This is a genomic window from Micromonospora palomenae, from assembly GCF_007829925.1.
Taxonomy (GTDB): Bacteria; Actinomycetota; Actinomycetes; order Mycobacteriales; family Micromonosporaceae; genus Micromonospora; species Micromonospora purpureochromogenes.
Genome location: NZ_VIXA01000002.1, coordinates 1,952,718 through 1,977,594 on the forward strand (window position 1 = coordinate 1,952,718; position 24,877 = coordinate 1,977,594).

At 71.2% G+C, this 24,877-nt stretch carries 37 protein-coding genes and 1 riboswitch; of the genes, 35 read left to right on the forward strand and 2 right to left on the reverse strand.

What is annotated here, in order from left to right; all coding sequences use genetic code 11:
• The first annotated feature begins 10 nt into the window (after positions 1 to 10).
• From rplB to truA, 28 genes are all read left to right on the forward strand, one after another.
• On the forward strand, positions 11 to 850 hold the full coding sequence (gene rplB, locus FHX75_RS20230) for a 50S ribosomal protein L2 (RefSeq protein ID WP_154941820.1): 840 nt from the start codon (positions 11 to 13) through the stop codon (positions 848 to 850).
• A 12-nt stretch (positions 851 to 862) separates the two neighbouring features.
• Positions 863 to 1,144, forward strand: a complete 282-nt coding sequence (gene rpsS, locus FHX75_RS20235; RefSeq protein WP_007073032.1) for a 30S ribosomal protein S19 — start codon at positions 863 to 865, stop codon at positions 1,142 to 1,144.
• Between the two features lie 40 nt (positions 1,145 to 1,184).
• Positions 1,185 to 1,643, forward strand: a complete 459-nt coding sequence (gene rplV / locus FHX75_RS20240; protein WP_088960255.1) for a 50S ribosomal protein L22 — start codon at positions 1,185 to 1,187, stop codon at positions 1,641 to 1,643.
• The gene (gene rpsC, locus FHX75_RS20245) at positions 1,643 to 2,512 is read left to right on the forward strand and encodes a 30S ribosomal protein S3 (RefSeq protein ID WP_088960256.1); all 870 of its coding nucleotides are present in this window, start codon (positions 1,643 to 1,645) and stop codon (positions 2,510 to 2,512) included. The genes rplV and rpsC overlap by 1 nt, the downstream gene beginning before the upstream one ends.
• A gap of 3 nt (positions 2,513 to 2,515) precedes the next feature.
• Positions 2,516 to 2,941: a 50S ribosomal protein L16 gene (gene rplP, locus FHX75_RS20250; protein ID WP_073834927.1), complete on the forward strand. Its 426-nt coding sequence runs from the start codon at positions 2,516 to 2,518 to the stop codon at positions 2,939 to 2,941.
• The gene (gene rpmC, locus FHX75_RS20255; RefSeq protein WP_013288628.1) at positions 2,941 to 3,177 is read left to right on the forward strand and encodes a 50S ribosomal protein L29; all 237 of its coding nucleotides are present in this window, start codon (positions 2,941 to 2,943) and stop codon (positions 3,175 to 3,177) included. Before rplP ends, rpmC begins: the two co-directional genes overlap by 1 nt.
• Complete coding sequence (gene rpsQ, locus FHX75_RS20260) at positions 3,174 to 3,449, forward strand: 30S ribosomal protein S17 (RefSeq protein WP_154941821.1); 276 nt, start codon at positions 3,174 to 3,176, stop codon at positions 3,447 to 3,449. Before rpmC ends, rpsQ begins: the two co-directional genes overlap by 4 nt.
• 98 nt (positions 3,450 to 3,547) lie before the next feature.
• Positions 3,548 to 3,916, forward strand: coding sequence for a 50S ribosomal protein L14 (gene rplN / locus FHX75_RS20265; protein WP_007073026.1), 369 nt, complete (start codon positions 3,548 to 3,550; stop codon positions 3,914 to 3,916).
• On the forward strand, positions 3,913 to 4,233 hold the full coding sequence (rplX, locus tag FHX75_RS20270) for a 50S ribosomal protein L24 (RefSeq protein ID WP_207914040.1): 321 nt from the start codon (positions 3,913 to 3,915) through the stop codon (positions 4,231 to 4,233). Before rplN ends, rplX begins: the two co-directional genes overlap by 4 nt.
• Positions 4,233 to 4,802 (forward strand): 50S ribosomal protein L5, encoded by a 570-nt coding sequence (rplE, locus tag FHX75_RS20275; RefSeq protein ID WP_154941822.1) that lies wholly within the window; start codon positions 4,233 to 4,235, stop codon positions 4,800 to 4,802. Before rplX ends, rplE begins: the two co-directional genes overlap by 1 nt.
• Position 4,803: 1 nt before the next feature.
• A complete protein-coding gene (locus tag FHX75_RS20280) occupies positions 4,804 to 4,989 on the forward strand; it encodes a type Z 30S ribosomal protein S14 (RefSeq protein WP_007465272.1) in 186 nt (61 codons plus the stop codon).
• 73 nt (positions 4,990 to 5,062) lie between these two features.
• A complete protein-coding gene (gene rpsH, locus FHX75_RS20285) occupies positions 5,063 to 5,470 on the forward strand; it encodes a 30S ribosomal protein S8 (protein ID WP_013288624.1) in 408 nt (135 codons plus the stop codon).
• A 16-nt stretch (positions 5,471 to 5,486) separates the two neighbouring features.
• Positions 5,487 to 6,029, forward strand: a complete 543-nt coding sequence (gene rplF, locus FHX75_RS20290; RefSeq protein WP_154941823.1) for a 50S ribosomal protein L6 — start codon at positions 5,487 to 5,489, stop codon at positions 6,027 to 6,029.
• Positions 6,026 to 6,415 (forward strand): 50S ribosomal protein L18, encoded by a 390-nt coding sequence (gene rplR, locus FHX75_RS20295; protein WP_088960261.1) that lies wholly within the window; start codon positions 6,026 to 6,028, stop codon positions 6,413 to 6,415. The genes rplF and rplR overlap by 4 nt, the downstream gene beginning before the upstream one ends.
• A 33-nt stretch (positions 6,416 to 6,448) precedes the next feature.
• A complete protein-coding gene (gene rpsE / locus FHX75_RS20300; protein ID WP_154941824.1) occupies positions 6,449 to 7,063 on the forward strand; it encodes a 30S ribosomal protein S5 in 615 nt (204 codons plus the stop codon).
• Positions 7,063 to 7,245 (forward strand): 50S ribosomal protein L30, encoded by a 183-nt coding sequence (rpmD, locus tag FHX75_RS20305; protein ID WP_074314584.1) that lies wholly within the window; start codon positions 7,063 to 7,065, stop codon positions 7,243 to 7,245. Before rpsE ends, rpmD begins: the two co-directional genes overlap by 1 nt.
• The gene (rplO, locus tag FHX75_RS20310; RefSeq protein WP_154941825.1) at positions 7,245 to 7,688 is read left to right on the forward strand and encodes a 50S ribosomal protein L15; all 444 of its coding nucleotides are present in this window, start codon (positions 7,245 to 7,247) and stop codon (positions 7,686 to 7,688) included. The genes rpmD and rplO overlap by 1 nt, the downstream gene beginning before the upstream one ends.
• Positions 7,689 to 7,921: 233 nt before the next feature.
• Positions 7,922 to 9,250 carry a preprotein translocase subunit SecY gene (gene secY, locus FHX75_RS20315; RefSeq protein WP_154941826.1) on the forward strand — a complete coding sequence of 443 codons (1,329 nt, stop codon included), beginning with the start codon at positions 7,922 to 7,924 and terminating at the stop codon, positions 9,248 to 9,250.
• On the forward strand, positions 9,251 to 9,904 hold the full coding sequence (locus FHX75_RS20320) for an adenylate kinase (RefSeq protein WP_154941827.1): 654 nt from the start codon (positions 9,251 to 9,253) through the stop codon (positions 9,902 to 9,904). It begins immediately after the preceding gene.
• 95 nt (positions 9,905 to 9,999) lie between these two features.
• Complete coding sequence (map, locus tag FHX75_RS20325) at positions 10,000 to 10,851, forward strand: type I methionyl aminopeptidase (protein ID WP_154941828.1); 852 nt, start codon at positions 10,000 to 10,002, stop codon at positions 10,849 to 10,851.
• A 357-nt stretch (positions 10,852 to 11,208) separates the two neighbouring features.
• On the forward strand, positions 11,209 to 11,430 hold the full coding sequence (infA, locus tag FHX75_RS20335) for a translation initiation factor IF-1 (protein ID WP_007073013.1): 222 nt from the start codon (positions 11,209 to 11,211) through the stop codon (positions 11,428 to 11,430).
• A 93-nt stretch (positions 11,431 to 11,523) separates the two neighbouring features.
• Complete coding sequence (gene rpmJ / locus FHX75_RS20340) at positions 11,524 to 11,637, forward strand: 50S ribosomal protein L36 (protein ID WP_012184307.1); 114 nt, start codon at positions 11,524 to 11,526, stop codon at positions 11,635 to 11,637.
• A 260-nt stretch (positions 11,638 to 11,897) separates the two neighbouring features.
• Positions 11,898 to 12,278, forward strand: coding sequence for a 30S ribosomal protein S13 (gene rpsM, locus FHX75_RS20345; protein WP_091290326.1), 381 nt, complete (start codon positions 11,898 to 11,900; stop codon positions 12,276 to 12,278).
• A gap of 18 nt (positions 12,279 to 12,296) precedes the next feature.
• Positions 12,297 to 12,704, forward strand: coding sequence for a 30S ribosomal protein S11 (rpsK, locus tag FHX75_RS20350; RefSeq protein WP_013288613.1), 408 nt, complete (start codon positions 12,297 to 12,299; stop codon positions 12,702 to 12,704).
• Positions 12,705 to 12,718: 14 nt separating this feature from the next.
• Entirely contained in the window at positions 12,719 to 13,345 is a 627-nt protein-coding gene (gene rpsD, locus FHX75_RS20355; protein ID WP_154941830.1) for a 30S ribosomal protein S4, read from the forward strand.
• Between the two features lie 96 nt (positions 13,346 to 13,441).
• Positions 13,442 to 14,464, forward strand: coding sequence for a DNA-directed RNA polymerase subunit alpha (locus FHX75_RS20360; protein ID WP_154941831.1), 1,023 nt, complete (start codon positions 13,442 to 13,444; stop codon positions 14,462 to 14,464).
• Positions 14,465 to 14,498: 34 nt separating this feature from the next.
• The gene (gene rplQ / locus FHX75_RS20365; RefSeq protein ID WP_154941832.1) at positions 14,499 to 15,062 is read left to right on the forward strand and encodes a 50S ribosomal protein L17; all 564 of its coding nucleotides are present in this window, start codon (positions 14,499 to 14,501) and stop codon (positions 15,060 to 15,062) included.
• Between the two features lie 74 nt (positions 15,063 to 15,136).
• Complete coding sequence (gene truA / locus FHX75_RS20370) at positions 15,137 to 15,967, forward strand: tRNA pseudouridine(38-40) synthase TruA (RefSeq protein WP_154941833.1); 831 nt, start codon at positions 15,137 to 15,139, stop codon at positions 15,965 to 15,967.
• 170 nt (positions 15,968 to 16,137) lie between these two features.
• Here truA and FHX75_RS20375 read toward each other — a convergent pair whose 3' ends face one another.
• Positions 16,138 to 17,232 (reverse strand): hypothetical protein, encoded by a 1,095-nt coding sequence (locus FHX75_RS20375; RefSeq protein WP_154941834.1) that lies wholly within the window; start codon positions 17,230 to 17,232, stop codon positions 16,138 to 16,140.
• A 127-nt stretch (positions 17,233 to 17,359) separates the two neighbouring features.
• Here FHX75_RS20375 and FHX75_RS20380 point away from each other — a divergent pair, with 127 nt between their 5' ends.
• The 3 genes from FHX75_RS20380 to FHX75_RS20390 all read left to right on the forward strand — a co-directional run bounded on the left by FHX75_RS20380 (position 17,360) and on the right by FHX75_RS20390 (position 20,728).
• On the forward strand, positions 17,360 to 17,965 hold the full coding sequence (locus tag FHX75_RS20380; protein ID WP_154941835.1) for a class I SAM-dependent methyltransferase: 606 nt from the start codon (positions 17,360 to 17,362) through the stop codon (positions 17,963 to 17,965).
• Positions 17,966 to 18,006: 41 nt separating this feature from the next.
• Positions 18,007 to 19,686 (forward strand): ABC-F family ATP-binding cassette domain-containing protein, encoded by a 1,680-nt coding sequence (locus FHX75_RS20385; protein WP_154941836.1) that lies wholly within the window; start codon positions 18,007 to 18,009, stop codon positions 19,684 to 19,686.
• A gap of 79 nt (positions 19,687 to 19,765) precedes the next feature.
• The gene (locus tag FHX75_RS20390) at positions 19,766 to 20,728 is read left to right on the forward strand and encodes an aldo/keto reductase (RefSeq protein WP_211364503.1); all 963 of its coding nucleotides are present in this window, start codon (positions 19,766 to 19,768) and stop codon (positions 20,726 to 20,728) included.
• Between the two features lie 73 nt (positions 20,729 to 20,801).
• Here the strand turns inward: FHX75_RS20390 and FHX75_RS20395 are convergent, their stop codons facing one another.
• Complete coding sequence (locus FHX75_RS20395; RefSeq protein WP_154941837.1) at positions 20,802 to 21,734, reverse strand: DUF559 domain-containing protein; 933 nt, start codon at positions 21,732 to 21,734, stop codon at positions 20,802 to 20,804.
• Positions 21,735 to 21,854: 120 nt separating this feature from the next.
• A riboswitch (TPP riboswitch) is annotated at positions 21,855 to 21,963 on the forward strand.
• Between FHX75_RS20395 and thiE the strand changes: the two genes are divergently transcribed.
• The 4 genes from thiE (at position 21,958) to FHX75_RS20415 (ending at position 24,684) form a co-directional block, all read left to right on the forward strand.
• The gene (thiE, locus tag FHX75_RS20400; RefSeq protein ID WP_154941838.1) at positions 21,958 to 22,584 is read left to right on the forward strand and encodes a thiamine phosphate synthase; all 627 of its coding nucleotides are present in this window, start codon (positions 21,958 to 21,960) and stop codon (positions 22,582 to 22,584) included. Its footprint overlaps the riboswitch before it by 6 nt.
• Entirely contained in the window at positions 22,578 to 23,717 is a 1,140-nt protein-coding gene (gene thiO / locus FHX75_RS20405; RefSeq protein WP_154941839.1) for a glycine oxidase ThiO, read from the forward strand. The genes thiE and thiO overlap by 7 nt, the downstream gene beginning before the upstream one ends.
• Positions 23,708 to 23,908, forward strand: coding sequence for a sulfur carrier protein ThiS (gene thiS / locus FHX75_RS20410; RefSeq protein WP_088960276.1), 201 nt, complete (start codon positions 23,708 to 23,710; stop codon positions 23,906 to 23,908). The genes thiO and thiS overlap by 10 nt, the downstream gene beginning before the upstream one ends.
• Positions 23,905 to 24,684, forward strand: a complete 780-nt coding sequence (locus FHX75_RS20415) for a thiazole synthase (protein WP_154941840.1) — start codon at positions 23,905 to 23,907, stop codon at positions 24,682 to 24,684. The genes thiS and FHX75_RS20415 overlap by 4 nt, the downstream gene beginning before the upstream one ends.
• Positions 24,685 to 24,877: the final 193 nt, after the last annotated feature.

The window sequence follows — 24,877 nt, forward strand, 5'->3', positions numbered from 1 at the left end:
GGTGTAGACAATGGCTATCCGTAAGTACAAGCCGACGACGCCGGGCCGGCGTGGCTCCAGCGTCGCCGACTTCGCCGAGATCACCCGGTCGACGCCTGAGAAGTCGCTGCTGGCTCCGCTGCCGAAGAAGGGCGGACGCAACGCCCACGGTCGGATCACCACCCGGCACCACGGTGGCGGCCACAAGCGGCAGTACCGCCTGATCGACTTCAAGCGGGTCGACAAGGACGGCGTGCCGGCGAAGGTCGCGCACATCGAGTACGACCCGAACCGCACCGCGCGCATCGCGCTGCTGCACTACGCCGACGGCGAGAAGCGGTACATCATCGCGCCGAAGGACATGAAGCAGGGCGACCGCGTCGAGTCCGGTCCGGGTGCCGACATCAAGCCGGGCAACAACCTGCCGCTGCGCAACATCCCGGTCGGTACGACGATCCACAACGTGGAGCTTCGTCCGGGCGGCGGCGCCAAGCTGGCCCGTTCGGCCGGCGTCGGCATCCAGCTGCTCGGCCGTGAGGGTGTGTACGCGACCCTCCGCATGCCGTCCGGTGAGATCCGGCGGGTGGACGTGCGCTGCCGCGCCAGCATCGGCGAGATCGGCAACGCCGACCAGTCGAACATCAACTGGGGCAAGGCCGGCCGCATGCGGTGGAAGGGCAAGCGCCCGACCGTCCGTGGTGTCGCGATGAACCCGGTCGACCACCCGCACGGTGGTGGTGAGGGTAAGACCTCCGGCGGTCGCCACCCGGTCAACCCGCAGGGTAAGCCCGAGGGCCGCACCCGTCGTAAGGGCCAGCCGAGTGACCGGCTGATCGTCCGCCGCCGCTACGCCACGCGTAAGCGCGGCTGAGGGAGATAAGACATGCCTCGCAGCCTGAAGAAGGGCCCGTTCGTCGACGACCACCTGCTCAAGAAGGTGGAGACGCAGAACGACAAGGGCTCGAAGAACGTCATCAAGACCTGGTCGCGGCGCTCGACGATCATCCCGGAGATGCTGGGTCACACGATCGCCGTGCACGACGGACGCAAGCACGTCCCGGTGTTCGTGACCGAGGCGATGGTCGGGCACAAGCTCGGCGAGTTCGCGCTGACCCGCACGTTCAAGGGTCACGAGAAGGACGACCGGAAGAGCCGTCGGCGCTGACGCCGCGGGCATACGGATAGAGGAACAAGGGGTTACAGCGATGCCAGGAAAGGGCGACGCTCCGGTGCTTCCGGGCGCGCGGGCGGTTGCGCGGCACGTGCGCATCTCGCCGATGAAGGCGCGCCGGGTGGTCAACCTCGTCCGCGGCCTGCCCGCGAAGGAGGCGCTCACGGTGCTGCAGTTCGCGCCGCAGGCTGCGAGCGAGCAGGTGTACAAGGTGCTCGCGAGCGCGATCGCCAACGCGGAGAACAACGAGCGGCTGGACCCCGACGCGCTGCTCGTCAGCGAGGCGTTCGTCGACGAGGGCCCGACCATGAAGCGGTTCCGGCCGCGGGCGCAGGGCCGGGCGTACCGGATCCGCAAGCGCACCTGCCACATCACCGTGGCGGTCGAGGCGGTCGCGCCGGCTGCGCCGAAGAAGGCCGCCGCGAAGAAGGCCGCCCCGGCGAAGCAGGCCGAGGCCGCTGAGACGGAGAGCAAGACGGAGGGCGCCGAGTAATGGGTCAGAAGGTTCACCCCACTGGGTTCCGGCTCGGCATCTCGACCGACTGGAAGTCCCGCTGGTTCGCGGACAAGCTCTACAAGGACTACATCGGCGAGGATGTCAAGATCCGCCGGATGATGTCCAAGGGCCTCGAGCGTGCCGGCATTTCCAAGGTCGACATCGAGCGCACCCGTGACCGGGTCCGCGTGGACATCCACACCGCCCGGCCGGGCATCGTCATCGGCCGGAAGGGTGCGGAGGCCGACCGGATCCGCGGCGAGCTGGAGAAGCTCACCGGCAAGCAGGTGCAGCTGAACATCATCGAGGTGAAGAACCCCGAGTCGGACGCGCAGCTGGTCGCCCAGGGCGTCGCCGAGCAGCTCTCCAGCCGGGTCAGCTTCCGTCGGGCGATGCGCAAGGCGATGCAGTCGGCGATGAAGAACCCGGTCTGCAAGGGCATCCGGGTCCAGGTGTCGGGTCGTCTCGGCGGTGCCGAGATGAGCCGGACCGAGTTCTACCGCGAGGGTCGCGTCCCGCTGCACACGCTGCGGGCCAACATCGAGTACGGCTTCTTCGAGGCCCGTACCACCTTCGGCCGGATCGGCGTGAAGGTCTGGATCTACAAGGGCGACGCCGTCCCGGGCCGGGAGGCTCCGGCCGAGGCCGGTCCGTCCCGCCCGCGCCGTGACCGCGGCGACCGCCCCGAGCGGCCGCGCCGTGGCCGGTCGGGTTCGTCCGGCACGACCGCCGGCGGCACCGAGGCCGGCCGGGCTGCTGCGACCACCATCGCTCAGCAGGCCGAGACGCCGAGTGGCGAGCCGATCGACAGTGCTGCTGTCGCCTCGGCCGCGGCTGCTCCGGCAGAAACGCAGCAGGAGGGCTGACAGATGCTGATGCCGCGCAAGCCCCCGAAGGGCTTCCGCAAGCCGCACCACCCGGACCGCCACGGCGCGTCCAAGGGTGGTAACCGGGTGGTGTTCGGCGAGTTCGGGATCCAGGCTCTCGAGCCGGCGTACGTGACCAACCGCCAGATCGAGTCGGCCCGTATCGCGATGACCCGCCACATCAAGCGTGGTGGCAAGGTCTGGATCACGATCTTCCCGGACCAGGCCCTCACCAAGAAGCCGGCGGAAACCCGCATGGGTTCCGGTAAGGGCTCGCCCGAGTGGTGGGTCGCCAACGTCAAGCCGGGGCGGGTTCTCTTCGAGATGTCCTTCCCCAACGAGCAGATCGCGCGAGAGGCGATGCGTCGCGCGATCCACAAGCTCCCGATGAAGTGCCGCATTGTTACGCGCGAAGTGGGTGAATCCTGATGGCAGCGGGCGTCAAGCCTTCCGAGCTGCGTGAGCTCTCCGAGGAGGAGCTGGTCACGAAGCTGCGTGAGGCCAAGGCGGAGCTGTTCAACCTCCGCGTGCAGGCCGCAACCGGGCAGCTGGACAACAACCGGCGGCTGCAGGTCATCCGTCGGGAGATCGCCCGGATCTACACGATCATGCGTGAGCGCGAGCTGGGTCTCTCGGCCGCGCCGACTGAGGTGACTGCATCATGAGCGAGAACACCACCGCCGCCGCGCGGGCCCGCCGTAAGGTGCGTGAGGGCCTCGTGGTCAGCGACAAGATGGACAAGACCCTCGTGGTCGAGGTCGAGGACCGGGTCAAGCACGCGCTGTACGGCAAGATCATGCGCCGGACCAGCAAGCTGAAGGTGCACGACGAGCAGAACTCGGCCGGTATCGGCGACCGGGTCCTGATCATGGAGACCCGGCCGCTCTCCGCCACCAAGCGGTGGCGGCTCGTGGAGATCCTCGAGAAGGCCAAGTAGCGAAGGCTCGAGCTCGGCCGGTATCGGTCGGGCGCAGGTTCCGCCAGGCTCCGGCCGCCTCCGGGCGGCCGGAGAACCGGCAGACATAGGAGATAGACGTGATTCAGCAGGAGTCGCGACTGCGCGTCGCCGACAACACGGGTGCCCGGGAGATCCTGTGCATCCGGGTTCTCGGTGGCTCCGGTCGGCGCTACGCGAGCATCGGCGACGTCATCGTGGCCACCGTCAAGGACGCGATCCCGGGTGCTGGTGTGAAGAAGGGCGACGTCGTCAAGGCCGTCGTCGTCCGCACCGCCAAGGAGAAGCGGCGGCCGGACGGTTCGTACATCCGCTTCGACGAGAACGCCGCCGTCATCATCAAGGACGGCGGGGACCCGCGCGGTACCCGTATCTTCGGCCCGGTGGGTCGGGAGCTGCGGGACAAGCGGTTCATGAAGATCATCTCTCTCGCGCCGGAGGTGTTGTGACCGTGAAGGTCAAGAAGGGCGACACGGTCGTCGTCATCGCCGGCAAGGACAAGGGTGCCAAGGGCAAGGTCATCGCGGCCTACCCGCGGCAGGACAAGGTCCTGGTCGAGGGCGTGAACCGGGTCAAGAAGCACACCCGCATCAGCACCACCCAGCGTGGCGCCAAGACCGGTGGCATCGTCACCCAGGAGGCCCCGATCCACGTCTCCAACGTGCAGGTCCTGGACTCCGACGGGAACCCGACCCGCGTCGGGTACCGGATCGACGACAACGGCCAGAAGGTCCGCATCGCGCGTAGCACCGGTAAGGACCTGTGATGACCACGGCTACCGAAACCAAGACCATGCCGCGCCTCAAGGAGCGGTACCGTAACGAGATCGTGGCGCAGCTGCAGGAGCAGCACAGCTACGCGAACCCCATGCAGGTTCCGCGGCTGGTCAAGATCGTCGTCAACATGGGTGTCGGCGAGGCTGCTCGCGACGCCAAGCTGATCGACGGCGCGGTCCGCGACCTCGCCACGATCACCGGCCAGAAGCCGCAGGTGCGGCGGGCGACCAAGTCCATCGCGCAGTTCAAGCTGCGTGAGGGCATGCCGATCGGCGCGAAGGTGACCCTGCGCGGCGACCGGATGTGGGAGTTCCTGGACCGGCTGCTGTCGATCGCGCTGCCGCGTATCCGTGACTTCCGCGGTCTCGACGGTCGCAAGCTCGACGGGCACGGCAACTACACGTTCGGTCTGACCGAGCAGTCGGTGTTCCACGAGATCGACCAGGACAAGATCGATCGCCAGCGGGGCATGGACATCACGGTGGTCACGACCGCCACGACCGACGACGAGGGCCGGGCGCTGCTCAAGCTCCTGGGCTTCCCGTTCAAGGAGAACTGAGATGGCCAAGAAGGCGCTGATCATCAAGGCGGCCGCGAAGCCGAAGTTCTCGGTTCGCGCGTACACCCGCTGCCAGCGGTGTGGTCGTCCGAAGGCGGTCTACCGCAAGTTCGGTCTCTGCCGGGTGTGCATCCGGGAGATGGCCCACCGCGGTGAGCTGCCCGGCGTGTCCAAGGCTTCCTGGTAATAGCTATTGCTCTTCGCCGTAGGCCCGGGGCGGAACGCCCCGGGAACCCCGGCGAGAAAGGCTGACGAATTCCATGACGATGACCGACCCGATCGCAGACATGCTCACGCGTCTGCGTAACGCCAACCAGGCGTACCACGACCGGGTGACGATGCCCTACTCGAAGATCAAGGCGAACATCGCCGAGGTCCTCAAGGCCGAGGGTTACATCGCCACCTGGTCGGTCGAGGAGCCCGAGGAGGGTGCCGTCGGCAAGCGACTGGTCGTCGAGCTGAAGTACGGCCAGAACCGCGAGCGGAGCCTGGCCGGCATCAAGCGCGTGTCCAAGCCCGGTCTCCGGGTTTACGCCAAGTCGGACGGGCTCCCGCGGGTGCTCGGCGGGCTGGGCGTGGCGATCATTTCGACGTCCCAGGGGCTGCTCACCGACCGGCAGGCCCGCAAGCGGAGCGTTGGCGGGGAAGTCCTCGCCTTCGTCTGGTAACGGGAGACAGGTAGAAATGTCGCGTATTGGACGTAAGTCGATCCCGGTACCGGCCGGCGTCGACATCACGATCGACGGCCAGACCGTGAAGGTCAAGGGCCCCAAGGGCGAGCTGTCGCACACGCTCGCCGAGCCGATCACGGCGGAGCGTGGCGAGGACGGCCAGGTGCACGTCAACCGGCCGAACGACGAGCGCAAGGCCAAGGAACTGCACGGCCTCAGCCGTACCCTGGTCGCCAACATGATCGTCGGTGTGACCGAGGGCTACCGCAAGAGCCTGGAGATCGCCGGTACCGGTTACCGCGTCACCGCCAAGGGCAAGGACCTGGAGTTCGCTCTCGGGTTCTCGCACCCGGTGCTGGTGCCGGCCCCGGACGGCATCACCTTCACGGTGGAGAAGCCGACGCTGTTCCACGTGGCCGGCATCGACAAGCAGCAGGTCGGTGAGGTCGCCGCCAACATCCGGAAGATCCGCCCGCCGGAGCCCTACAAGGGCAAGGGCGTGAAGTACCAGGGCGAGGTCATCCGCCGTAAGGCTGGAAAGGCAGGTAAGAAGTGAGCGCCACGCTGCTCAAGCGCCGCCGCGGCGTCGCCGCCAAGCGTGCCGTCGGGCGTGCGCGCCGGCACTTCCGGGTCCGCAAGAACGTCAGCGGCACCGCCGAGCGTCCCCGCCTGGTGGTCACCCGCTCCCTGCGGCACATCGTCGCCCAGATCGTGGACGACACCAAGGGTCACACCCTGGCGTCGGCCTCGACCCTGGACGCGTCGCTGCGTGGTGCGGAGGGCGACAAGAGCGCCCTGGCCGGCAAGGTCGGCGCCCTGCTCGCCGAGCGCGCCAAGGCCGCCGGCGTCTCCAAGGTCGTCTTCGACCGCGGTGGCAACCGGTACGCGGGGCGGGTCGCCGCGCTTGCCGACGCCGCCCGCGAAGCCGGGCTCGAGTTCTAGAAACCCCGTCACGAGAGATAAGGAAGGCTGCTGATGCCAGGTCAACAGCGCCGTGGCGGCGGGTCCGGTGGCAACGAGGGTGGTCGCCGCGACAACCGCCGTGAGGGCGGCCGCGGAAACGCGCCCGTCGAGAAGACCCCGCACCTCGAGCGGGTCGTCGCGATCAACCGCGTCGCCAAGGTCGTGAAGGGTGGTCGTCGCTTCAGCTTCACCGCCCTGGTGATCGTGGGCGACGGCGACGGCACGGTCGGCGTGGGCTACGGAAAGGCCAAGGAGGTGCCCGCGGCGATCGCCAAGGGTGTCGAGGAGGCCAAGAAGCACTTCTTCAAGGTGCCGCGGATCGGCCAGTCGATCCCGCACCCGGTGCAGGGCGAAGCCGCTGCCGGCGTCGTGCTGCTCAAGCCGGCGTCCGCCGGTACCGGTGTCATCGCCGGTGGCCCGGTGCGTGCCGTGCTGGAGTGCGCGGGCATCCACGACGTGCTCTCCAAGAGCCTCGGCTCGTCGAACCCGATCAACATCGTGCACGCCACGGTGGCGGCGCTGAAGGGGCTCGAGTCCCCCGAGGCCGTCGCGACCCGTCGTGGTCTGCCGGTGGAGGACGTCGCGCCGGCCGCCATGCTGGCGTCGCGGGCGGGGGTGGCGTCCTGATGGCACGCCTGAAGGTCACCCAGGTCCGGTCCGGCATCGGCACCAAGCAGAACCAGCGTGATTCGCTGCGTTCGCTCGGTCTGAAGCGGATCAACGACGTGGTGGTCAAGGAGGACCGGCCCGAGATTCGCGGCATGATCTTCACGGTCAACCACCTCGTGAAGGTCGAGGAGGTCGAGTAATGACGATCAAGGTTCACCACCTGCGCCCGGCCCCGGGTGCCAAGACCGCGAAGACCCGTGTGGGTCGCGGTGAGGGCTCCAAGGGCAAGACCGCCGGTCGCGGTACCAAGGGTTCCAAGGCCCGCAAGAACATCTCGGCGGCGTTCGAGGGTGGGCAGATGCCCATCCACATGCGCCTGCCGAAGATGAAGGGCTTCAAGAACAAGTTCAAGGTCGTCTTCCAGGTGGTCAACCTGGACCGGCTCGCCGAGCTCTTCCCGAACGGCGGCCAGGTCGGCCCGCAGGAGCTGGTCGAGGTCGGTGCGGTCCGCAAGGGCCAGCCGGTCAAGGTCCTCGGCACCGGCGACCTCGGCGGTGTGGCCCTCCAGGTGTCGGCGCACGGTTTCAGTGCGTCGGCCAAGGAGAAGATCACCGCTGCCGGTGGCTCCGTCACCGAGCTGTAAGGCACGACCCATGGCGCCCGCTCAGTTGTCCCCAACTGGGCGGGCGCCGTGGTCTACCAGGCATGTGTGCGCCGAGTAACATCGGATTCGGTTTATGTAGCCGGGCACATCTGCCCGGACCGGGACCGGGCTGTTAGAGTCCCTTCCCAGCTATGGATATCGGGCACTCGCCCGGCACCCACCCCGCCCCCGCCAGGGATCACCGGCGGCCCGCCTCGCGCAGGAGGAAGAAGTTGCTGTCCGCCTTTCTCAGTGCGTTCCGTACGCCTGACCTGCGCAAGAAGCTGCTGTTCACAGTAGGCATCATCGCGGTCTACCGGCTCGGCGCCACTCTGCCCAGCCCCGGCGTCTCGTACGGCAACGTGCAGAAGTGCCTCGACACCCTCCAGGGTCAGAGCACCGGAGTGCTGAACCTGCTGGACCTCTTCTCCGGCGGCGCACTGCTGCAGCTCTCGGTCTTCGCGCTGGGCATCATGCCCTACATCACCGCGTCGATCATCCTGCAGCTGCTCACCGTGGTCATCCCGCGGCTGGAGCACCTCCGCAAGGAGGGCCAGGCCGGCCAGGCGAAGATCACCCAGTACACCCGCTACCTGACCCTCGGGCTGGGCATCCTCCAGTCGTCGGCCTTCGTGGCGTTGGCCCGCTCCGGGCAGCTCTTCCAGAACCGCTGCGACCAGTTCCCGATCGTGCCTGAGGGCACCGGCATCCCGAACTGGCTGACGCTGAGCATCCTGGTCATGACGATGACCGCCGGCACCGGCATGGTGATGTGGCTCGGTGAGCTGATCACCGAGCGCGGCGTCGGCAACGGCATGTCCGTCCTCATCTTCACCTCGATCGCGGCCCGCCTCCCCAGCGAGGGCTGGAAGATCAAGACCAACGAGGGCTGGGCCAAGTTCGCCCTCGTCCTCGCCCTGGTCCTGCTGGTCATCACCGCGGTCTGCTTCATCGAGCAGGCGCAGCGCCGCATCCCGGTGCAGTACGCCAAGCGGATGATCGGCCGGCGGATGTACGGCGGCACCTCGACCTACATCCCGCTGAAGGTCAACCAGGCGGGTGTCATCCCGGTCATCTTCGGCTCGTCGCTGCTCTACCTGCCGCAGCTCGGGCTCCAGTTCTTCGACCAGACCGACCCGGGCAAGACCCAGGCCTGGATCCAGAACAACCTGGTCAACCCGAGCAGCCCGATCTACATCGCGCTCTACTTCCTGCTGATCATCTTCTTCACGTACTTCTACGTGTCGATCACGTTCAACCCGACCGAGGTCGCGGACAACATGAAGAAGTACGGCGGCTTCGTGCCGGGCATCCGCCCCGGCAAGCCGACCGCCGAGTACCTCGACTTCATCCTCAGCCGGATCACCCTGCCGGGCGCGCTCTACCTGGGCATCGTCGCGATCCTGCCGAACTTCTTCTTCATCTGGCTGAACAGCCAGCAGTTCCAGAACTTCCCGTTCGGCGGCACCGCTGTGCTCATCATGGTCGGCGTCGGTCTCGAGACCGTGAAGCAGATCGAGAGCCAACTCATGCAGCGGAACTACGAAGGGTTCCTGCGGTAGATGCGACTCGTTCTGGTTGGCCCGCCGGGCGCGGGCAAGGGCACGCAGGCGGAATTCATCGCCGCACACCTCTCGGTGCCGAAGATCTCGACCGGTGACATCTTCCGGGCGAACGTCTCGCAGGGCACGCCGTTGGGTGTCGAGGCCAAGCGGTACATGGACGCCGGCAAGCTGGTCCCGGACGAGGTCACCATCAACATGGTCCGGGACCGGCTCGCCGAGCCGGACGCCAGCGAGGGCTTCCTGCTCGACGGCTTCCCGCGTACGACGCCGCAGGCCGCCGCGCTGGACAAGCTCCTCGCGGACCTCGGCACCGCGCTGGACCTGGTGCTGGAGCTGGTCGTCGACGACGACGAGGTGATCCGGCGGCTCTCCGGCCGGCGCACCTGCCGCGGCTGCGGCAAGATCTGGCACGTCGAGTTCGACGCCACCACCCGCGAGGGCATCTGCGACCGCTGCGGTGCCGAGCTGTTCCAGCGGGACGACGACAAGCCGGAGACGATCGCGGCCCGCCTGCGGGAGTACGCCGAGAAGACGGCGCCGCTGGTCGACTACTACGGCGCCCAGAACAAGCTGGTCGGGATCGACGCCACCGGGCCGGTGGAGGACGTCACGGTCCGCGCCATCGACGCGCTGCGGTCGTACGGCGGCTGAGGTCCTGCCGGGCTTCCGGCGGATAGAGTGCGAACAGCGGGGTACGTGCGACGTGCCCCGCTGATCGCTGTCCGGCAACGAAAGGTATCCGCTCCATGCGCCGTCCCCAGCTGGACATCCAGCTGAAGACCCCCGACCAGATCGAGAAGATGCGGGCCGCCGGCCTGGTGGTCGCCGAGGCCCTGCGTCGGATGCGGGAGGCCGTCGCCCCCGGGGTCAGCACCGCCGACCTGGACGCGATCGCCGAGTCGACGATCCGCGAGGCCGGGGCCGTTCCCTCGTTCAAGGGCTACCACGGCTTCCCCGCCTCGATCTGCTCGTCGGTCAACGAGCAGGTAGTGCACGCCATCCCGTCGGCGCAGCAGGTGCTCCGCGACGGCGACGTGATCTCCATCGACTGCGGCGCGGTGCTGAACGGCTGGCACGGCGACGCCGCGATCACCGTGGGCGTGGGCGAGGTCGACCCGGCGCTGCTGAAGATGGCCGAGGTGGCGGAGGACGCCATGTGGGCCGGGATCGCCGCCGCCGCGCGGGGCGCCGCCAGCGGCAAGGGCCGGCTGACCGACATCTCGCACGCGGTGGAGAACGCGGTCCGCAAGGGTGGCCGGTACGGCATCGTCGACGGCTACGGCGGGCACGGCATCGGCACCGAGATGCACCAGGACCCGCACGTGCTCAACCACGGGCGGCCGGGCAAGGGTCCGCGCCTGGTGCCGGGCCTGGCGCTGGCCATCGAGCCGATGATCACGATGGGGTCGCCGCGGACCGTCGAACTGGCCGACGGCTGGACGGTCGTCACCCGGGACCGGTCGATGGCGGTGCACGTGGAGCACTCGATGGCGCTGCTGCCCGACGGGGTCTGGGTGCTGACCGCCTTCGACGGCGGGCGGGCCCGACTGGGCGACCTGGTCACCGCCCGGCAGCCGGCCGAGTCCGCCGCGTCCTGATCCGGCTCCGCGCCGTCGACCCGGACAACGGGCTCACGCGGCGCGTCAGGGCCGATCGGGGACCCGGCTGATCCGGCGGGTCTTCGGGCTGCCGGCCGGAGCCGGCGGCGCCGGGGGAGATGTCGCCTCGCGTCCGTTTTCCGTCGTGCGGGTGACGGGCGGGGTGGCCGGTTTGGCGACGGCCCGCACTCGGGCGTACACTTTCAGATCGGCGCACAGCGTCCACTCCGGCATGCCCACTACGCGCTTCGGTGGGAGTCGGAGCCGCGGCTGGCGCGGGCCCTCCGATCTCGGTCGGATGCCCGTGTAAGACGTTGTGGGCCGTCCGGAGTAACCGACGTCAGGACAGCGGAGGACATGCCGAAAAAAGACGGAGCCATCGAGATCGAGGGTCGGGTCATCGAGCCCCTGCCGAACGCAATGTTCCGGGTGGAGCTCGCGAACGGCCACAAGGTGCTGGCTCACATCAGCGGCAAGATGCGGCAGCACTACATCCGTATCCTGCCGGAGGACCGGGTCGTCGTCGAACTCTCGCCGTACGACCTGACCCGCGGGCGCATCGTCTACCGCTACAAGTAATCCTGACGACGGCCGGGACGTCCCCGTGTCCGTCTTCGACGTCCGGCGTCGCGCGTGGTCGCGCCACCGGGCCAGATGGGAAGTAAGGCAACCGTGAAGGTCAAGCCGAGCGTCAAGAGGATCTGCAACAAGTGCCGGGTGATCCGCCGGCACGGCCGGGTCATGGTCATCTGCACCGACCCGCGCCACAAGCAGCGCCAGGGCTGAACCAGTCCCACCGGTCGTGACACGGCCGGTCGGATCGGTCCGGGCCGCAGATCCAGACAGCACATCATCAGCTCGTCCCAGCCGCGAGCGGTACGCAGCGCGTACTCAATCGTGGTTGACCCCCGGTCGGAGGCCGGGGCCCGCTCGGGCACGACCGATCCCGGTCGCCGGCGCTGACAGCGTCGGAAGGACGGGACGGCCGGTAGCGGGGTGGGACGGGTCCAGACCTCCGCCACACATCACGAGGAGTACGCCCGCACATGGCACGTCTAGTCGGCGTCGACCTCCCCCGCGAGAAGCGGATGGAGATCGCGCTCACCTACATCTTCGGGGTCGGTCGTACCCGCGCCCTGGAGACGCTCGCCGCTACCGGCATCTCGCCGGACAAGCGCGTTCGGGACCTCACGGATGAGGAGCTGGTCCAGCTCCGCAACCACATCGAGGGCAACTACAAGGTTGAAGGCGACCTGCGCCGCGAGGTCGCCGCTGACATCCGCCGCAAGGTCGAGATCGGCTGCTACGCCGGCATCCGGCACCGCCGGGGCCTGCCCGTGCGTGGCCAGCGGACCAAGACCAACGCGCGGACCCGCAAGGGCCCGAAGCGGACCGTCGCCGGCAAGAAGAAGCCCGGCAAGAAGTAACTAGGAGCGCACAGACTTATGCCACCGAAGGCTCGTGCCGGAGCCGCTGTCAAGAAGGTCCGGCGCAAGGAACGCAAGAACGTCGCCCACGGGCAGGCGCACATCAAGAGCACCTTCAACAACACCATCGTGTCCATCACGGACCCGACCGGTGCGGTCATCTCCTGGGCCTCGTCCGGCCAGGTGGGCTTCAAGGGCTCCCGCAAGTCGACCCCGTTCGCCGCGCAGCTCGCCGCCGAGGCCGCCGCGCGTCGGGCGATGGAGCACGGCATGCGCAAGGTCGACGTGTTCGTCAAGGGCCCCGGCTCCGGCCGGGAGACCGCCATCCGTTCGCTGCAGGCCGTGGGCCTCGAGGTCGGGCAGATCTCCGACGTCACCCCGCAGCCGCACAACGGATGCCGTCCGCCGAAGCGTCGCCGGGTCTGAGAGGTTAGAGAGAGATGGCTCGTTACACCGGTGCTGACTGCCGCCGTTGCCGGCGGGAGAAGATGAAGCTGTTCCTCAAGGGCAGCAAGTGCGATGGTCCGAAGTGCCCGTTCGAGTCCCGGCCGTTCCCGCCCGGGCAGCACGGCCGCGGCCGCACGAAGGAGACGGAGTACCTGCTCCAGCTCCGTGAGAAGCAGAAGGCCCGTCGTGTCTACGGCGTGCTGGAGAAGCAGTTCCGCGGCTACTACGAAGAGGCCGTGAGCAAGAAGGCCAAGACCGGTGAGGTTCTCCTGCAGATCCTCGAGTCGCGGCTGGACAACGTGGTCTACCGGGCCGGCTACGCCAGCTCGCGTGACCAGGCCCGCCAGCTGGTCAAGCACGGCCACTTCACGGTGAACGGCAAGAAGGTCGACATCCCGTCGTACCGCGTCAAGGAGCACGACATCATCGAGGTCCGGGGCAAGAGCAAGGAGCTCACCCCGTTCCTGGTGGCGCAGGCTCAGGCCGGTTCGCGGTCGGTTCCGGCGTGGCTGGAGGCCATTCCGAGCCAGATGAAGATCCTCGTGCACTCGCTCCCGGCCCGCCAGGTGATCGACACCCAGGTCCAGGAGCAGCTGATCGTCGAGCTCTACTCCAAGTAAGGGCTCGTTGCGGTGGCCCGCCCTCCGGGGCGGGCCACCGGAACAGTTTGTGTCGTGGGCGTCATATAGCGGGCGTCCCGGAAGAGAAGAGAAAAGATGCTCATCAGCCAGCGACCCTCGCTCTCCGAGGAGTCGATCAACGAGACCCGGTCCCGGTTCACCATCGAGCCGCTGGAGCCCGGATTCGGCTACACCCTGGGTAACTCGCTGCGGCGCACGCTGCTGTCGTCCATCCCGGGTGCGGCGGTCACCTCGATCAAGATCGACGGTGTGCTGCACGAGTTCACCACGATCCCCGGGGTCAAGGAGGACGTGGTCGAGCTCGTCATGAACATCAAGGAGCTCAACGTCAGCTCCGAGCACGACGAGCCGGTCAGCATGTACCTGCGCAAGCAGGGCCCGGGCGACGTGACGGCGGGCGACATCCAGCCGCCGGCCGGCGTCTCGGTGCACAACCCGGACCTGAAGCTCGCCACCCTCAACGGCAAGGGCCGGCTCGACATGGAGCTGACCGTCGAGCGGGGTCGTGGCTACGTCACGGCGGCGCAGAACAAGCAGGCCGGCGCCGAGATCGGCCGGATCCCGGTCGACTCGATCTACTCGCCGGTGCTCAAGGTGACGTACCGCGTCGAGGCGACCCGCGTCGAGCAGCGGACCGACTTCGACCGGCTGATCATCGACGTCGAGACCAAGCCGTCGATGGGCCCGCGTACCGCGCTGGCCTCCGCCGGCTCGACGCTGGTGGAGCTCTTCGGCCTGGCCCGGGAGCTGGACGAGACCGCCGAGGGCATCGACATCGGGCCGTCCCCGCAGGACGCCCAGCTCGCGGCGGACCTGGCCCTGCCGATCGAGGAGCTGGACCTCACCGTCCGCTCCTACAACTGCCTCAAGCGCGAGGGCATCAACTCCGTTGGTGAGCTCATCGGGCGTACCGAGGCCGACCTCCTCGACATCCGGAATTTCGGTCAGAAGTCGATCGACGAGGTCAAGATGAAGCTCGCCGGGATGGGTCTCGGGCTGAAGGACTCGGCCCCGAACTTCGACCCGGCGCACGTCGTGGACGCCTTCGGCGAGGCCGACTACGACACCGACGACTACCGCGAGACCGAGCAGCTCTAGTCCGCGCTGCCGCCACACCTGAGGAGCACCAAGCATGCCCACGCCCACCAAGGGCCCCCGCCTCGGCGGCAGCCCCGCGCACGAGCGGCTGATGCTGGCCAACCTGGCCACCGCGCTGTTCCAGCACGGCAAGATCCAGACCACCGAGACGAAGGCCCGGCGGCTGCGTCCGCTGGCCGAGCAGCTCATCACCAAGGCCAAGCGGGGCGACCTCGCCGCGCGCCGGCGGGTGCTGGGCGTCGTCAAGGACAAGGACGTGGTCTACGCCCTGTTCGACCAGATCGCGCCCCGGTACGCCAACCGCAACGGTGGCTACACCCGGATCGTGAAGACCGGTCCGCGCAAGGGTGACGCCGCTCCGATGGCGATCATCGAGCTGGTCGAGGAGCTTCAGGTCGCCGAGCCCAAGGCGAACAAGAAGACCGCCGCCCGCAAGGCCGCCCAGCAGGACAAGGTCGAGGCCCTGGCCCCGGCCGAGGAGACCCCCCAGTCGACCCCGGTCGACCAGGACTCCGAGGCGCCGGTGTCGGCGTCCGGTGACACCGTCGCCGCCCGTGAGGACAGCGACGAGGCCGGCGAGACCGACAACAAGGCCTGAGCAGAGGCACCATCGTCGGGCCCGGCACCCCTTCCTGGGGTGCCGGGCCCGACGGCGTGAACGGGAGGTACGAGGTGGACGAGCGGACCCGGCTGCGGCTGGACGTCTCGTACGACGGCACGGACTTCTCCGGCTGGGCCGCCCAGCCGACCCGGCGGACGGTCGCCGGGGTGTTGACCCAGACGCTGGACCTGGTCCTCGGCGCGGGCACGGCGACCGGGCTGACCGTCGCCGGCCGCACCGACGCCGGGGTGCACGCCACCGGCCAGGTCTGCCACCTCGACCTGCCCACCGCCGTGTGGCGGGAGCACGACGGGCGGCTGCTGCGCCGGTTGGCCCGGCTGCTCCCGACCGACGTGCGGGTCCGCGCCATGAGCGAGGTGCCCGCCGACTTCGACGCCCGTTTCTCGGCGACCTTCCGCCGCTACGAGTACCGGGTGACCGACGCCCCGTGGGGCGCCGAGCCGCTGCGCCGGCTCGACACCCTCGCCTGGCCGAAGCCGCTGGAGCTGGCGGCGCTGAACGCCGCCGCGGCCGGGCTGGTGGGGGAGCACGACTTCGCCGCGTACTGCCGGCGCAAGGAGAACGCCACCACGCTGCGCGAGGTGACCCGGCTGGACTGGCGGCGCGACCCGGACGGCATCCTCGTGGCCACCGTGCAGGCCGACGCGTTCTGCCAGGCGATGGTGCGCAGCCTGGTCGGGGCGATGCTGGTCGCCGGGGACGGCCGGCGGCCGGTCGAGTGGCCGGCGAGCCTGCTGAGCCGCCGGGAACGCTCCAGCGAGGTGACCGTCGCGGCGGCGCACGGGTTGACCCTGGTCGCGGTCGGCTACCCCGACGACCCGGCCGAGTACGCCCGCCGCGCCGACCTCACCCGCCGCCTCCGCGTCCCCACCGAGGCCTGACCCCCGGTTCGGTGCGAGACCCCGGTGCAGCCAAGGGCACCCGGTGGGCGCGCCCGTGCGGGCGGCGTGACGCGTGACCGGGCCGTGCCCAGGCGGGCCTGAACACGTGGCGAGGCCCGGTCCGCAGGACTCGGACCGGGCCTCGCGTCGCGTCGCCGTCGACCGGCGGCTCAGTCGCCGGGCAGCTCGTCGGGATTGGCGGTCCCGCCCTGGGTGCCGGCGCCGTCGGTTGCCTTCGCGGTGGGCTGGACGGCGCTGCCGCCGGCGGCCCGGCGTTCGAGCACGCCCTTGTCGAGGTGCAGCTCGATCAGGTCGTAGATGATGTCGCGGACCGCGGTGTCGCCGGCCGGCACGGCGCCGCCGTCGGCGCGGACGACCAGGCAGTAGGCGAGGTAGTGGCCGCGTACCTGCCAGCCGACCCGGGCGGCGGCGGTGGTGAGCGCCTCGGTGCCGTCACCGGCGGCCAGGCCGCGGAAGCGGCCCTGCCGCTCGTCGAGCAGCTGCCGGATCCGGTCCCGGACGCGTTGCGCGCTGGCCTTGTCGGTCAGGTTGAACAGGCCGGCGGTGGCCAGGTGCTCGCCGTCGGCGGAGCGCAGCGTGCCCCGTACCACCTGGCTGCACCCGAGCCGGACCAGCAGGTCGGCGATCTCGCCGGTGGCGGCGACCGCGCAACTGCCGCCGGAGTGTGTCTTCAGCACGTCGTAGGCGGGTCGTCCGTCGGCCACCACCAGCTTCTTGCCGGCGAAGACCTCGCGGGCGGTCAGCGGCTGCTGGTCGGTGTCGCGGGAGTCGAGGTCGTCGGCGGTCGACCCGTCGACCGGGGCGGCCGTGGTGGGCTGGGGTGCCGCCGCGGTCGGGTTGTCGCTCGGCGTGCGGTCGACGAGCAGGGCCGCCGCGCCGAGCCCGCAGAGCGCGAGCAGGACCAGCACCGCCGCACCGCCGACGAGCACCTGCCACAGCCGACCGCCGCCGCGCCGGGAGCCGGACCGGTCGGACGCGGGCGGCCCCGGCGGCTCGGTCGGCTCGGTCGGGGCGTACTCGCGGGGGAGGGTGGGTGGCGGCGGGATCTGGACGGAGGGGCGGACCGGAACCGGTTCGGTGGCCGGGAGGGCCGGCCGGGTGGTCCGCGGCAGTGACGGGGTGGGGAAGCGGGACGGAGACGGCCCGGCCGGCGCGGGCGGGCCGGGCGGGAACTCCGGCAGGTCCGACTCGGACCGCGGGTACTCCACGAAGGCGTCCTCATCGGACTCGTACCGATACACCATGTCGCCCAGAGTAGGAGTCATTGCCCCTTTAGGGGGTAATAATGGGAAATTCCGGCGCGGGCGCGTCGGGGTCCTCCCGGCCGAGGCGACCGCGAGCCGCCTCCGGGCCGGTGGGAGAATGCCGGACGTGACCGGCGACCACTACTTCTCCACCAAACCCACCGCTGCGGCGCGCCCGCGGGAGGTCGAGTTCTCCGTCGCCGGGCGCGACTACACCCTGGCCTCCGCCAGCGGCGTCTTCTCCGCCGACCGGCTCGACCCCGGCACCGCCGTCCTGCTGCGCAAGGCCGAGCTGCCGGCGGCCACCGTCGGCGGTGACCTGCTCGACATCGGCTCGGGCTTCGGGCCGATCAGCTGCGTGCTGGCCACCAGCGCACCGGCCGCCACCGTCTGGGCGGTCGACGTCAACGAGCGGGCCCGCGCCCTCACCAGCGAGAACGCCCGCCGGGTCGGCGCCGCCGACCGGCTACGGGCGGTCGCCCCGGACGAGGTACCGGCCGACGTCACCTTCGCCCAGATCTGGTCCAACCCGCCGATCCACATCGGCAAGGCCGAACTGCACGAGCTGCTGCGCCGCTGGCTGCCCCGGCTCGCCCCGGACGGCGTCGCCTGGCTGGTGATCGCCCGCCACCTCGGCGGCGACTCGCTGCACCGCTGGCTGGTCGACGGCGGCTGGCAGGTCGAGCGGCACGCCAGCCAGAAGGGCTACCGGGTGCTGCGGGTCACCCGGTAATCGGGTGTCGCCCGCGCCGCCCGCTCCGGCAGGATGCCGGCGTGGGATACGTGGACGTGGCAGGGGTCGGGCACATCCTCCCGGACGGCCGGGAACTCTTCGCCGACGTGTCGTTCCGGGTCGGTGAGGGTGCCAAGGTCGCCCTGGTCGGCCCGAACGGCGCCGGCAAGACGACGCTGTTGCGGATGGTCGCCGGCGACCTGCCGGTGAAGACCGGCGCCGTCGCCCGGGCCGGCGGCCTCGGCGTGATGCGGCAGTTCATCGGCATGATCGGGGACGACACCACGCTCGCCGACCTGGCGCTCTCGCTCGCCCCACCGGCGCTGCGCGACGCCGGTCGCCGGCTCGCCGAGACCGAGGCGGCCATGCGGTCGGCCGAGCTGCGCGGCAAGTACAGCACCGCCGCCGGCAAGGCCCAGCTGGCGTACGCGGACGCGCTGGCCGCCTGGGGCGAGACCGGCGGGTACGACGCCGAGCTGCTCTTCGACACGGTCGCCACCATCGTGCTGGACCTGCCCTGGGACGCCGCCCGGGACCGCCCGGTGCGCACCCTCTCCGGCGGTCAGCAGAAGCGCTTCGCCCTGGAACTGCTGCTGCGCGGCACCGACGAGGTACTGCTCCTCGACGAGCCGGACAACTTCCTCGACGTGCCCGGCAAGCGCTGGCTGGAGGCGCGGCTGCGCGAGTCCGGCAAGTCGGTGCTCTACGTCTCGCACGACCGGGAACTGCTGGCGCAGACCGCCGACCGGGTGGTCGCCGTCGAGGGCGGCAGCGCCTGGGTGCACCCGGCGGGCTTCGCCAGCTGGTACGACGCCCGGGTGGCCCGGCACGCCCGCCTCGACGAGCTGCGCAGACGCTGGGACGAGGAACACCAGAAGCTGCGCGAGCTGATGCTGATGTACAAGCAGAAGGCCGCGTACAACGACGGGATGGCGTCGCGCTACCAGGCGGCGCAGACCCGGCTGCGCAAGTTCGAGGAGGCCGGGCCGCCGCCCGTACCCCCGAAGGACCAGGACATCCGGATGCGCCTGGCCGGCGGGCGGACCGGCAAGCGCGCGGTCATCTGCGACCAGCTGGAGCTCGACGGCCTGACCTACCCCTTCGACCTGGAACTCTGGTACGGCGACCGGGTCGCCGTGCTCGGCGCCAACGGGACGGGGAAGTCCCACTTCCTCCGACTGCTGGCCCGGGGCGGCACCGACCCGGACCCGGCCAACGGCCCGGTCGACGGCGCGGCCGCCCTGGCCCCGGTCGCCCACGACGGCACGGTCCGGCTCGGCGCGCGGGTCCGGCCCGGCCACTTCTCCCAGACCCACGACCGGCCCGAGCTGGTGGCGAAGACCCTGGTCGAGATCCTCTGGCGGGGCGACGATCACCGGGCCGGGATGGACCGGCACGCCGCGATGGCTGCGCTCAGCCGGTACGAGCTGGCCGCGCAGGGCGACCAGCGCTTCGGCACCCTCTCCGGCGGGCAGCAGGCGCGTTTCCTGGTGCTGCTGCTGGAACTGTCCGGGGCGACCCTGCTGCTGCTCGACGAGCCCACCGACAACCTCGACCTCGCCTCCGCCGAGGCGCTGGAGGCCGGGCTGGCCGCGTTCTCCGGAACGGTGGTCGCGGTCACCCACGACCGCTGGTTCACCCGGTCCTTCGACCGGTTCGTGCTGTTCGGCGGCGACGGCGAGGTGGTGGAGACGTCGGAGCCGGTCTGGGACGTGCGCTGACGGACGGCGGCCCGCGCCGGGCCGGCGGCTTCCGCGGGGCGGGCGGTCGCGCGGCTGGCGGCTCCGCGGCGGGCATAGGGTGGATCTCGTGACTGAGATGACCTACCGCCGGTTGGGCGACTCCGGGCTCGTGGTGTCCGTGGTCGGCATCGGCTGCAACAACTTCGGCCGCAAGCTCGACCTCGACGGCACCCGGGCGGTGGTCGACGCCGCCCTCGACGTCGGGATCAACTTCTTCGACACCGCCGACATCTACGGCGAACCGCAGGGCGGCTCCGAGGAACTGCTCGGGCAGGCGCTCAAGGGGCGCCGGGACGACGTGGTGGTGGCCACCAAGTTCGGCATGGACATGCACGGCATGAACGGCCCCGACCACGGCGCCCGGGGCGCGCGCCGCTACATCGCCCGGGCCGTGGAGGCGTCGCTGCGCCGGCTCGGCACCGACCACATCGACCTGTACCAGATGCACGAGCCCGACCCGGGCACCCCGATCGACGAGACGCTCGCCGCCCTGGACGACCTCGTCCGCGCCGGCAAGGTGCGCTACCTCGGCAACTCCAACTTCGCCGGCTGGCAGATCGCCGACGCCGACTGGGTCGCCTCGTCCAACGGGCGGGCCCGGTTCATCAGCGCGCAGAACCACTACTCGCTGCTGGAACGCTCCGTCGAAACCGAGGTCGTGCCCGCCTGCGAGCGGTTCGGCCTGGGCATGCTGCCGTTCTTCCCGCTCGCCAACGGCCTGCTCACCGGCAAGTACAAGCGCAACGAGGCGCCGCCCGCCGGCAGCCGGCTCTCCGGCGGTGGCCGGTACGCCCAGCGCCTCGCCGCCGCGGACTGGGACACCATCGAGGCCATCGAGGCGTACGCCGGCGAGCGCGGCCTGTCGATGCTCCAGGTGGCGATCGGCGGGCTGGCCGCCCGTCCGGCGGTCACCTCGGTGATCGCCGGCGCCACCACGCCGGAGCAGGTGCGGGCGAACGCCGAAGCCGGCACCTGGCAGCCCACCGACGAGGACCTGGACGCCCTCGACGCCATCCTCTGACCCACCTCCGCGCCCATGCGGCAGCCGCCCTGCCGCAGGCAGGGCGACGGTGGTGAGTGGAACGCCATGGGTGTCAACGTGGGTTGGTGACACCCATGGCGTTCCGCTGGGCCTGGCGTTCGCGCAGCGCCTGGGTGGTCAGGGCGATGGTGCGGGTGGGGTGGCGCAGGACGTCGTCGGCGGTGAAGCGGAGGACGATCCAGCCCGCCGCCCGTAGCGCGTTCAGGCGGGCGACGTCCTGGCGGAAGTGCGCGCGCTCGCGGTGGTGGTCGCCGTCGTACTCGACCGCGACACGGAGTGCCGGCCAGGCCAGATCGACCCGGCCGACGAATCGGCCGCGTCCGTCGTGCACGTCGTGCTGGGCGGTGACCGGGCCGAGTCCGGCATCGAGCAGGAGCAGGCGGAGCCTCGTCTCCATCGGCGACTCCGTCAACGGCTCCGCCAGCGCCAGGACCTCCCGCAGCAGCGGCATCCCCGGCCAGCCGGCATGCGCACCGGCGTACGCCCGGAGGGCGGGCAGCTTGACCACCCGACGGTGCAGCAACGCGTCGACGGCGACCAGCGCGTCGGTGCGGCTGCCCTGGCGTCCGAGGTCGAAGGCGGTGCGCAACTCGGTGGTGACCGGCAGCCCCGCGAACCGTGTCCGGTCGGTCTCCGGCACGGCAGACCGGCTGATACGGATGCGGGGATGTCCCCGCATCCGCGCCGTCCGGGGGAGCAGCACGGTGACCGGCGCGTCCCGGGCGAGGAGATCGGCCCCCCACAGGTAGGCGGCGCTGAGTCCGGCGATGGCCGCATCCGGTGGCAGCAACAGCGCGACAGCGTCGCACCACATTCGATGGTCGTCCACGCGGTAACCGTCGCGGTGCACGTAGACGTCGGGCAGCAGCCGGTGCCAGGCCGGGCCCCGCAGCCGGGTCCAGCTGAGCAGACCCTCCGCGACGGCGCGGCTGCCCCGGAAGGGCAGGAACGCGAGGCGGCGCGGAACCCGAGGCGGAGAGGGCATCCGGACAGCATGGCGTGAGCGGTCCGTCACGCGCTGCCTGCACCGTCGAGATGAGACGGTCCGTGGGAAAAGCGCACCCCCGCCCTTGGCGGATCGGCGCATCCGTCGTACGGTATGCCGCAAGTGACCCACGGGAGCCCGGTGCACCGGGCTGAGAGGGGGGCTGAAGCCCCCGACCGTCGAACCTGATCCGGGTAATGCCGGCGCAGGGAGGAGCGTTGCCGTGCCGTCCCTGGGACGACTGCATCTGATCACCGACACCCGGCCGGGGCGCGACCCGCTCGCCGTGCTGCGCGCCGCCCTGCCGGTGGCCCGCGCCGAGCTGGTCGTACAGGTCCGGGTGGACGACGACGCCACCGACCGGCAGGCGTACGAGCTGGCCCGCCGGGTGCTCGCGCTCTGCGCGCCGTACGGGGTGCCGTGCCTGGTCAACGACCGGCTGCACGTGGCGCTCGCGGTCGGCGCCGCCGGGGGCCACGTCGGCGCGGACGATCTGCCGGTCGGGGCGGCCCGCCGGGTGCTCGGCGCCGCCGCCGTGCTCGGCGCCACCGCCCGGGAACCGGTCGCCGCCACCAAGGCGGTCGCCGCCGGGGCCAGCTACCTGGGCGTAGGCCCCTGCCACGCCACCACCACGAAGGCCGGCCTGCCGGCCCCGATCGGCCCGGACGGGGTACGCGCCGTCGCCGAGGCCGTCGCCGTGCCGGTGATCGCCATCGGCGGGGTGACCGCCGCGTCGGTGCCGGCACTGCGGGCCGCCGGGGCGTACGGGGTGGCGGTGGTGGGGGCGCTGTCGGGAGCCGCCGATCCGGCCCGGGCGACCGCGGAACTGCTCGGGGCGCTGACGTGCTGACCCGACCGGACGTCGCCGTGGTGGGGGCGGGACCGGTCGGGCTGGGGATCGCCTGGCGCTGCGCCGCGCGCGGGCTGCGCGTCGTCGTGCACGATCCCGCCCCCGGCTCCGGCGCGTCCCACGTGGCCGCCGGGATGCTCTCGCCGGTCGCCGAGGCGTACTTCGGGGAGCACGAGCTGACCGGCCTGCTCACCGAGTCGGCCGCCCGCTGGCCGGGCTTCGCCGCCGAGCTGGCCGAGGCCGCCGGCACCGACTTCGGCCACCGCACCGAGGGCACCCTCGTCGTCGGGCTCACCGGTGACGACCTGGCCGAGGCGCGGCGGCTCTGGTCGTACCAGCAGGGGTTGGGGCTGCCGATCACGCCGCTGCGCCCCTCGGAGCTGCGGGACCGCGAGCCGGCGCTGGCGCCGCGGGTGCGCGGCGGCGCGGTCGCGCCCGGCGACCACCAGGTCGACCCGCGGCGGCTGGTGGCCGCGCTGCGGGCGGCGGCCGAGCGGGCCGGGGCCACGCTGGTGCCCGGCGCGGTCGCGCGCCTCACCGACGTGGACGCCCGGGTCACCGTGGTCGCCGCCGGCTGCGGCGCCGCCGCGCTCACCGGCCTGCCGGTCCGGCCGGTGAAGGGGCAGGTGCTCCGGCTGCGCGCGCCCGGTCGCGGCACGCCGGACTTCCGGCACGTGATCCGGGGGTACGCCGACGGCGAGTCGGTGTACCTGGTGCCGCGCGCCCACGGTGAGGTGGTCCTCGGCGCGACCGTGGAGGAGCGCGCCGACACCGAGGTGACCGCCGGGGCGGTGCTGCGACTGCTCCGCGCCGCCGTTGACCTGGTGCCCGACCTGGCCGAGTACGACCTAGTCGAGGCCGCCGCCGGACTGCGCCCCGGTACGCCGGACAACGCGCCGATTCTCGGGCCGCTGCCCGGCCGGCCCGGTGTGCTGGTCGCCACCGGCCACCACCGGCACGGCATCCTGCTCACCCCGGTCACCGCCGACCTGATCGCCGAGCTGGTGGTCACCGGCACGGCGGACCCGCTGCTCGCCCCCTTCGCGCCGGACCGGTTCACCGCCGGCGCCGCCGCCCGAGCCGCCGGCCGGGACCGGATCGCACCCACCCCCGAGGAGGAGACGTGCAACTGATCGTCAACGGTGCCGGCCGGGACCTGCCCGGCGGGTCGACCGTGGCGGACCTGGTCCGCGCGGTCACCGAGCAGCGGCGCGGCCTCGCGGTGGCGGTGAACGGCGAGGTGGTGCCCCGCACCGGCTGGCCGGCGACCGTGCTGCGCGACGGCGACCGGGTCGAGGTGCTCAGCGCCGCCCAGGGCGGGTGAGCGGCGTGACGCTCACCATCGGCACCGTCACCCTCGGGTCGCGGCTCATCCTCGGCACCGGCGGCGCGGCCAACCTGCACGTGCTGGAGCGGGCCGTCCGGGCCTCCGGCACCGAGCTGGTCACCGTGGCCCTGCGCCGGGTGGACACCACCCCCGCTGCGGCCGGCGGGCTGCTCGACGTGCTGGACCGGTGCGGGGTGCGGCTGCTGCCGAACACCGCCGGCTGCTACACCGCCGGCGAGGCGGTGAAGGTGGCCCACCTGGCCCGGGAGGCGTTCGACACCGACTGGGTGAAGCTGGAGGTGATCGGCGACGAGCGCACGCTGCTGCCCGACGGGGTGGAGCTGCTGCGCGCCGCCGAGGAACTGGTCGCCGACGGGTTCACCGTGCTGCCGTACACCTCCGACGACCCGATCCTGGCCCGCCGGCTGGCCGACGTGGGCTGCGCCGCGGTGATGCCGGCCGGCGCGCCGATCGGCTCCGGGCTGGGCGTGACCAACCCGCACCACATCCGGCTGATCCGGCAGAGCGTGGCCGTGCCGGTGATCCTCGACGCCGGCATCGGCACCGCCTCCGACGCGGCGCTCGCCATGGAGCTGGGCTGCGACGCGGTGCTGCTGGCCAGCGCGGTCACCCGGGCCGCCGACCCGGTGGCGATGGCCACCGCCATGCGGTACGCGGTGGAGGCGGGCCGACTCGCGTACGGCGCCGGCCGGATCGCCCGCCGCTTCCACGCCCTCGCCTCCACCCCCGAAGAGGGAAGGCCCGACCTGTGACGGCGACGCGGCAGGTCGTCGACGGGCCGCCCGAGGCGGGCGCAGTGCGCGGTCCACTCCCCGCCGGGACGCGCCCGGACCCGCGTCGAGCCGACTCGGGGCGGCTCGCCGCGCCCGGACCCGCACCGGCCGGCCCGCCCGCGGGTGTGGGTGCGCCGGCCGATCCGGCGGGGGGCGCGGATCGGCCGGCCGG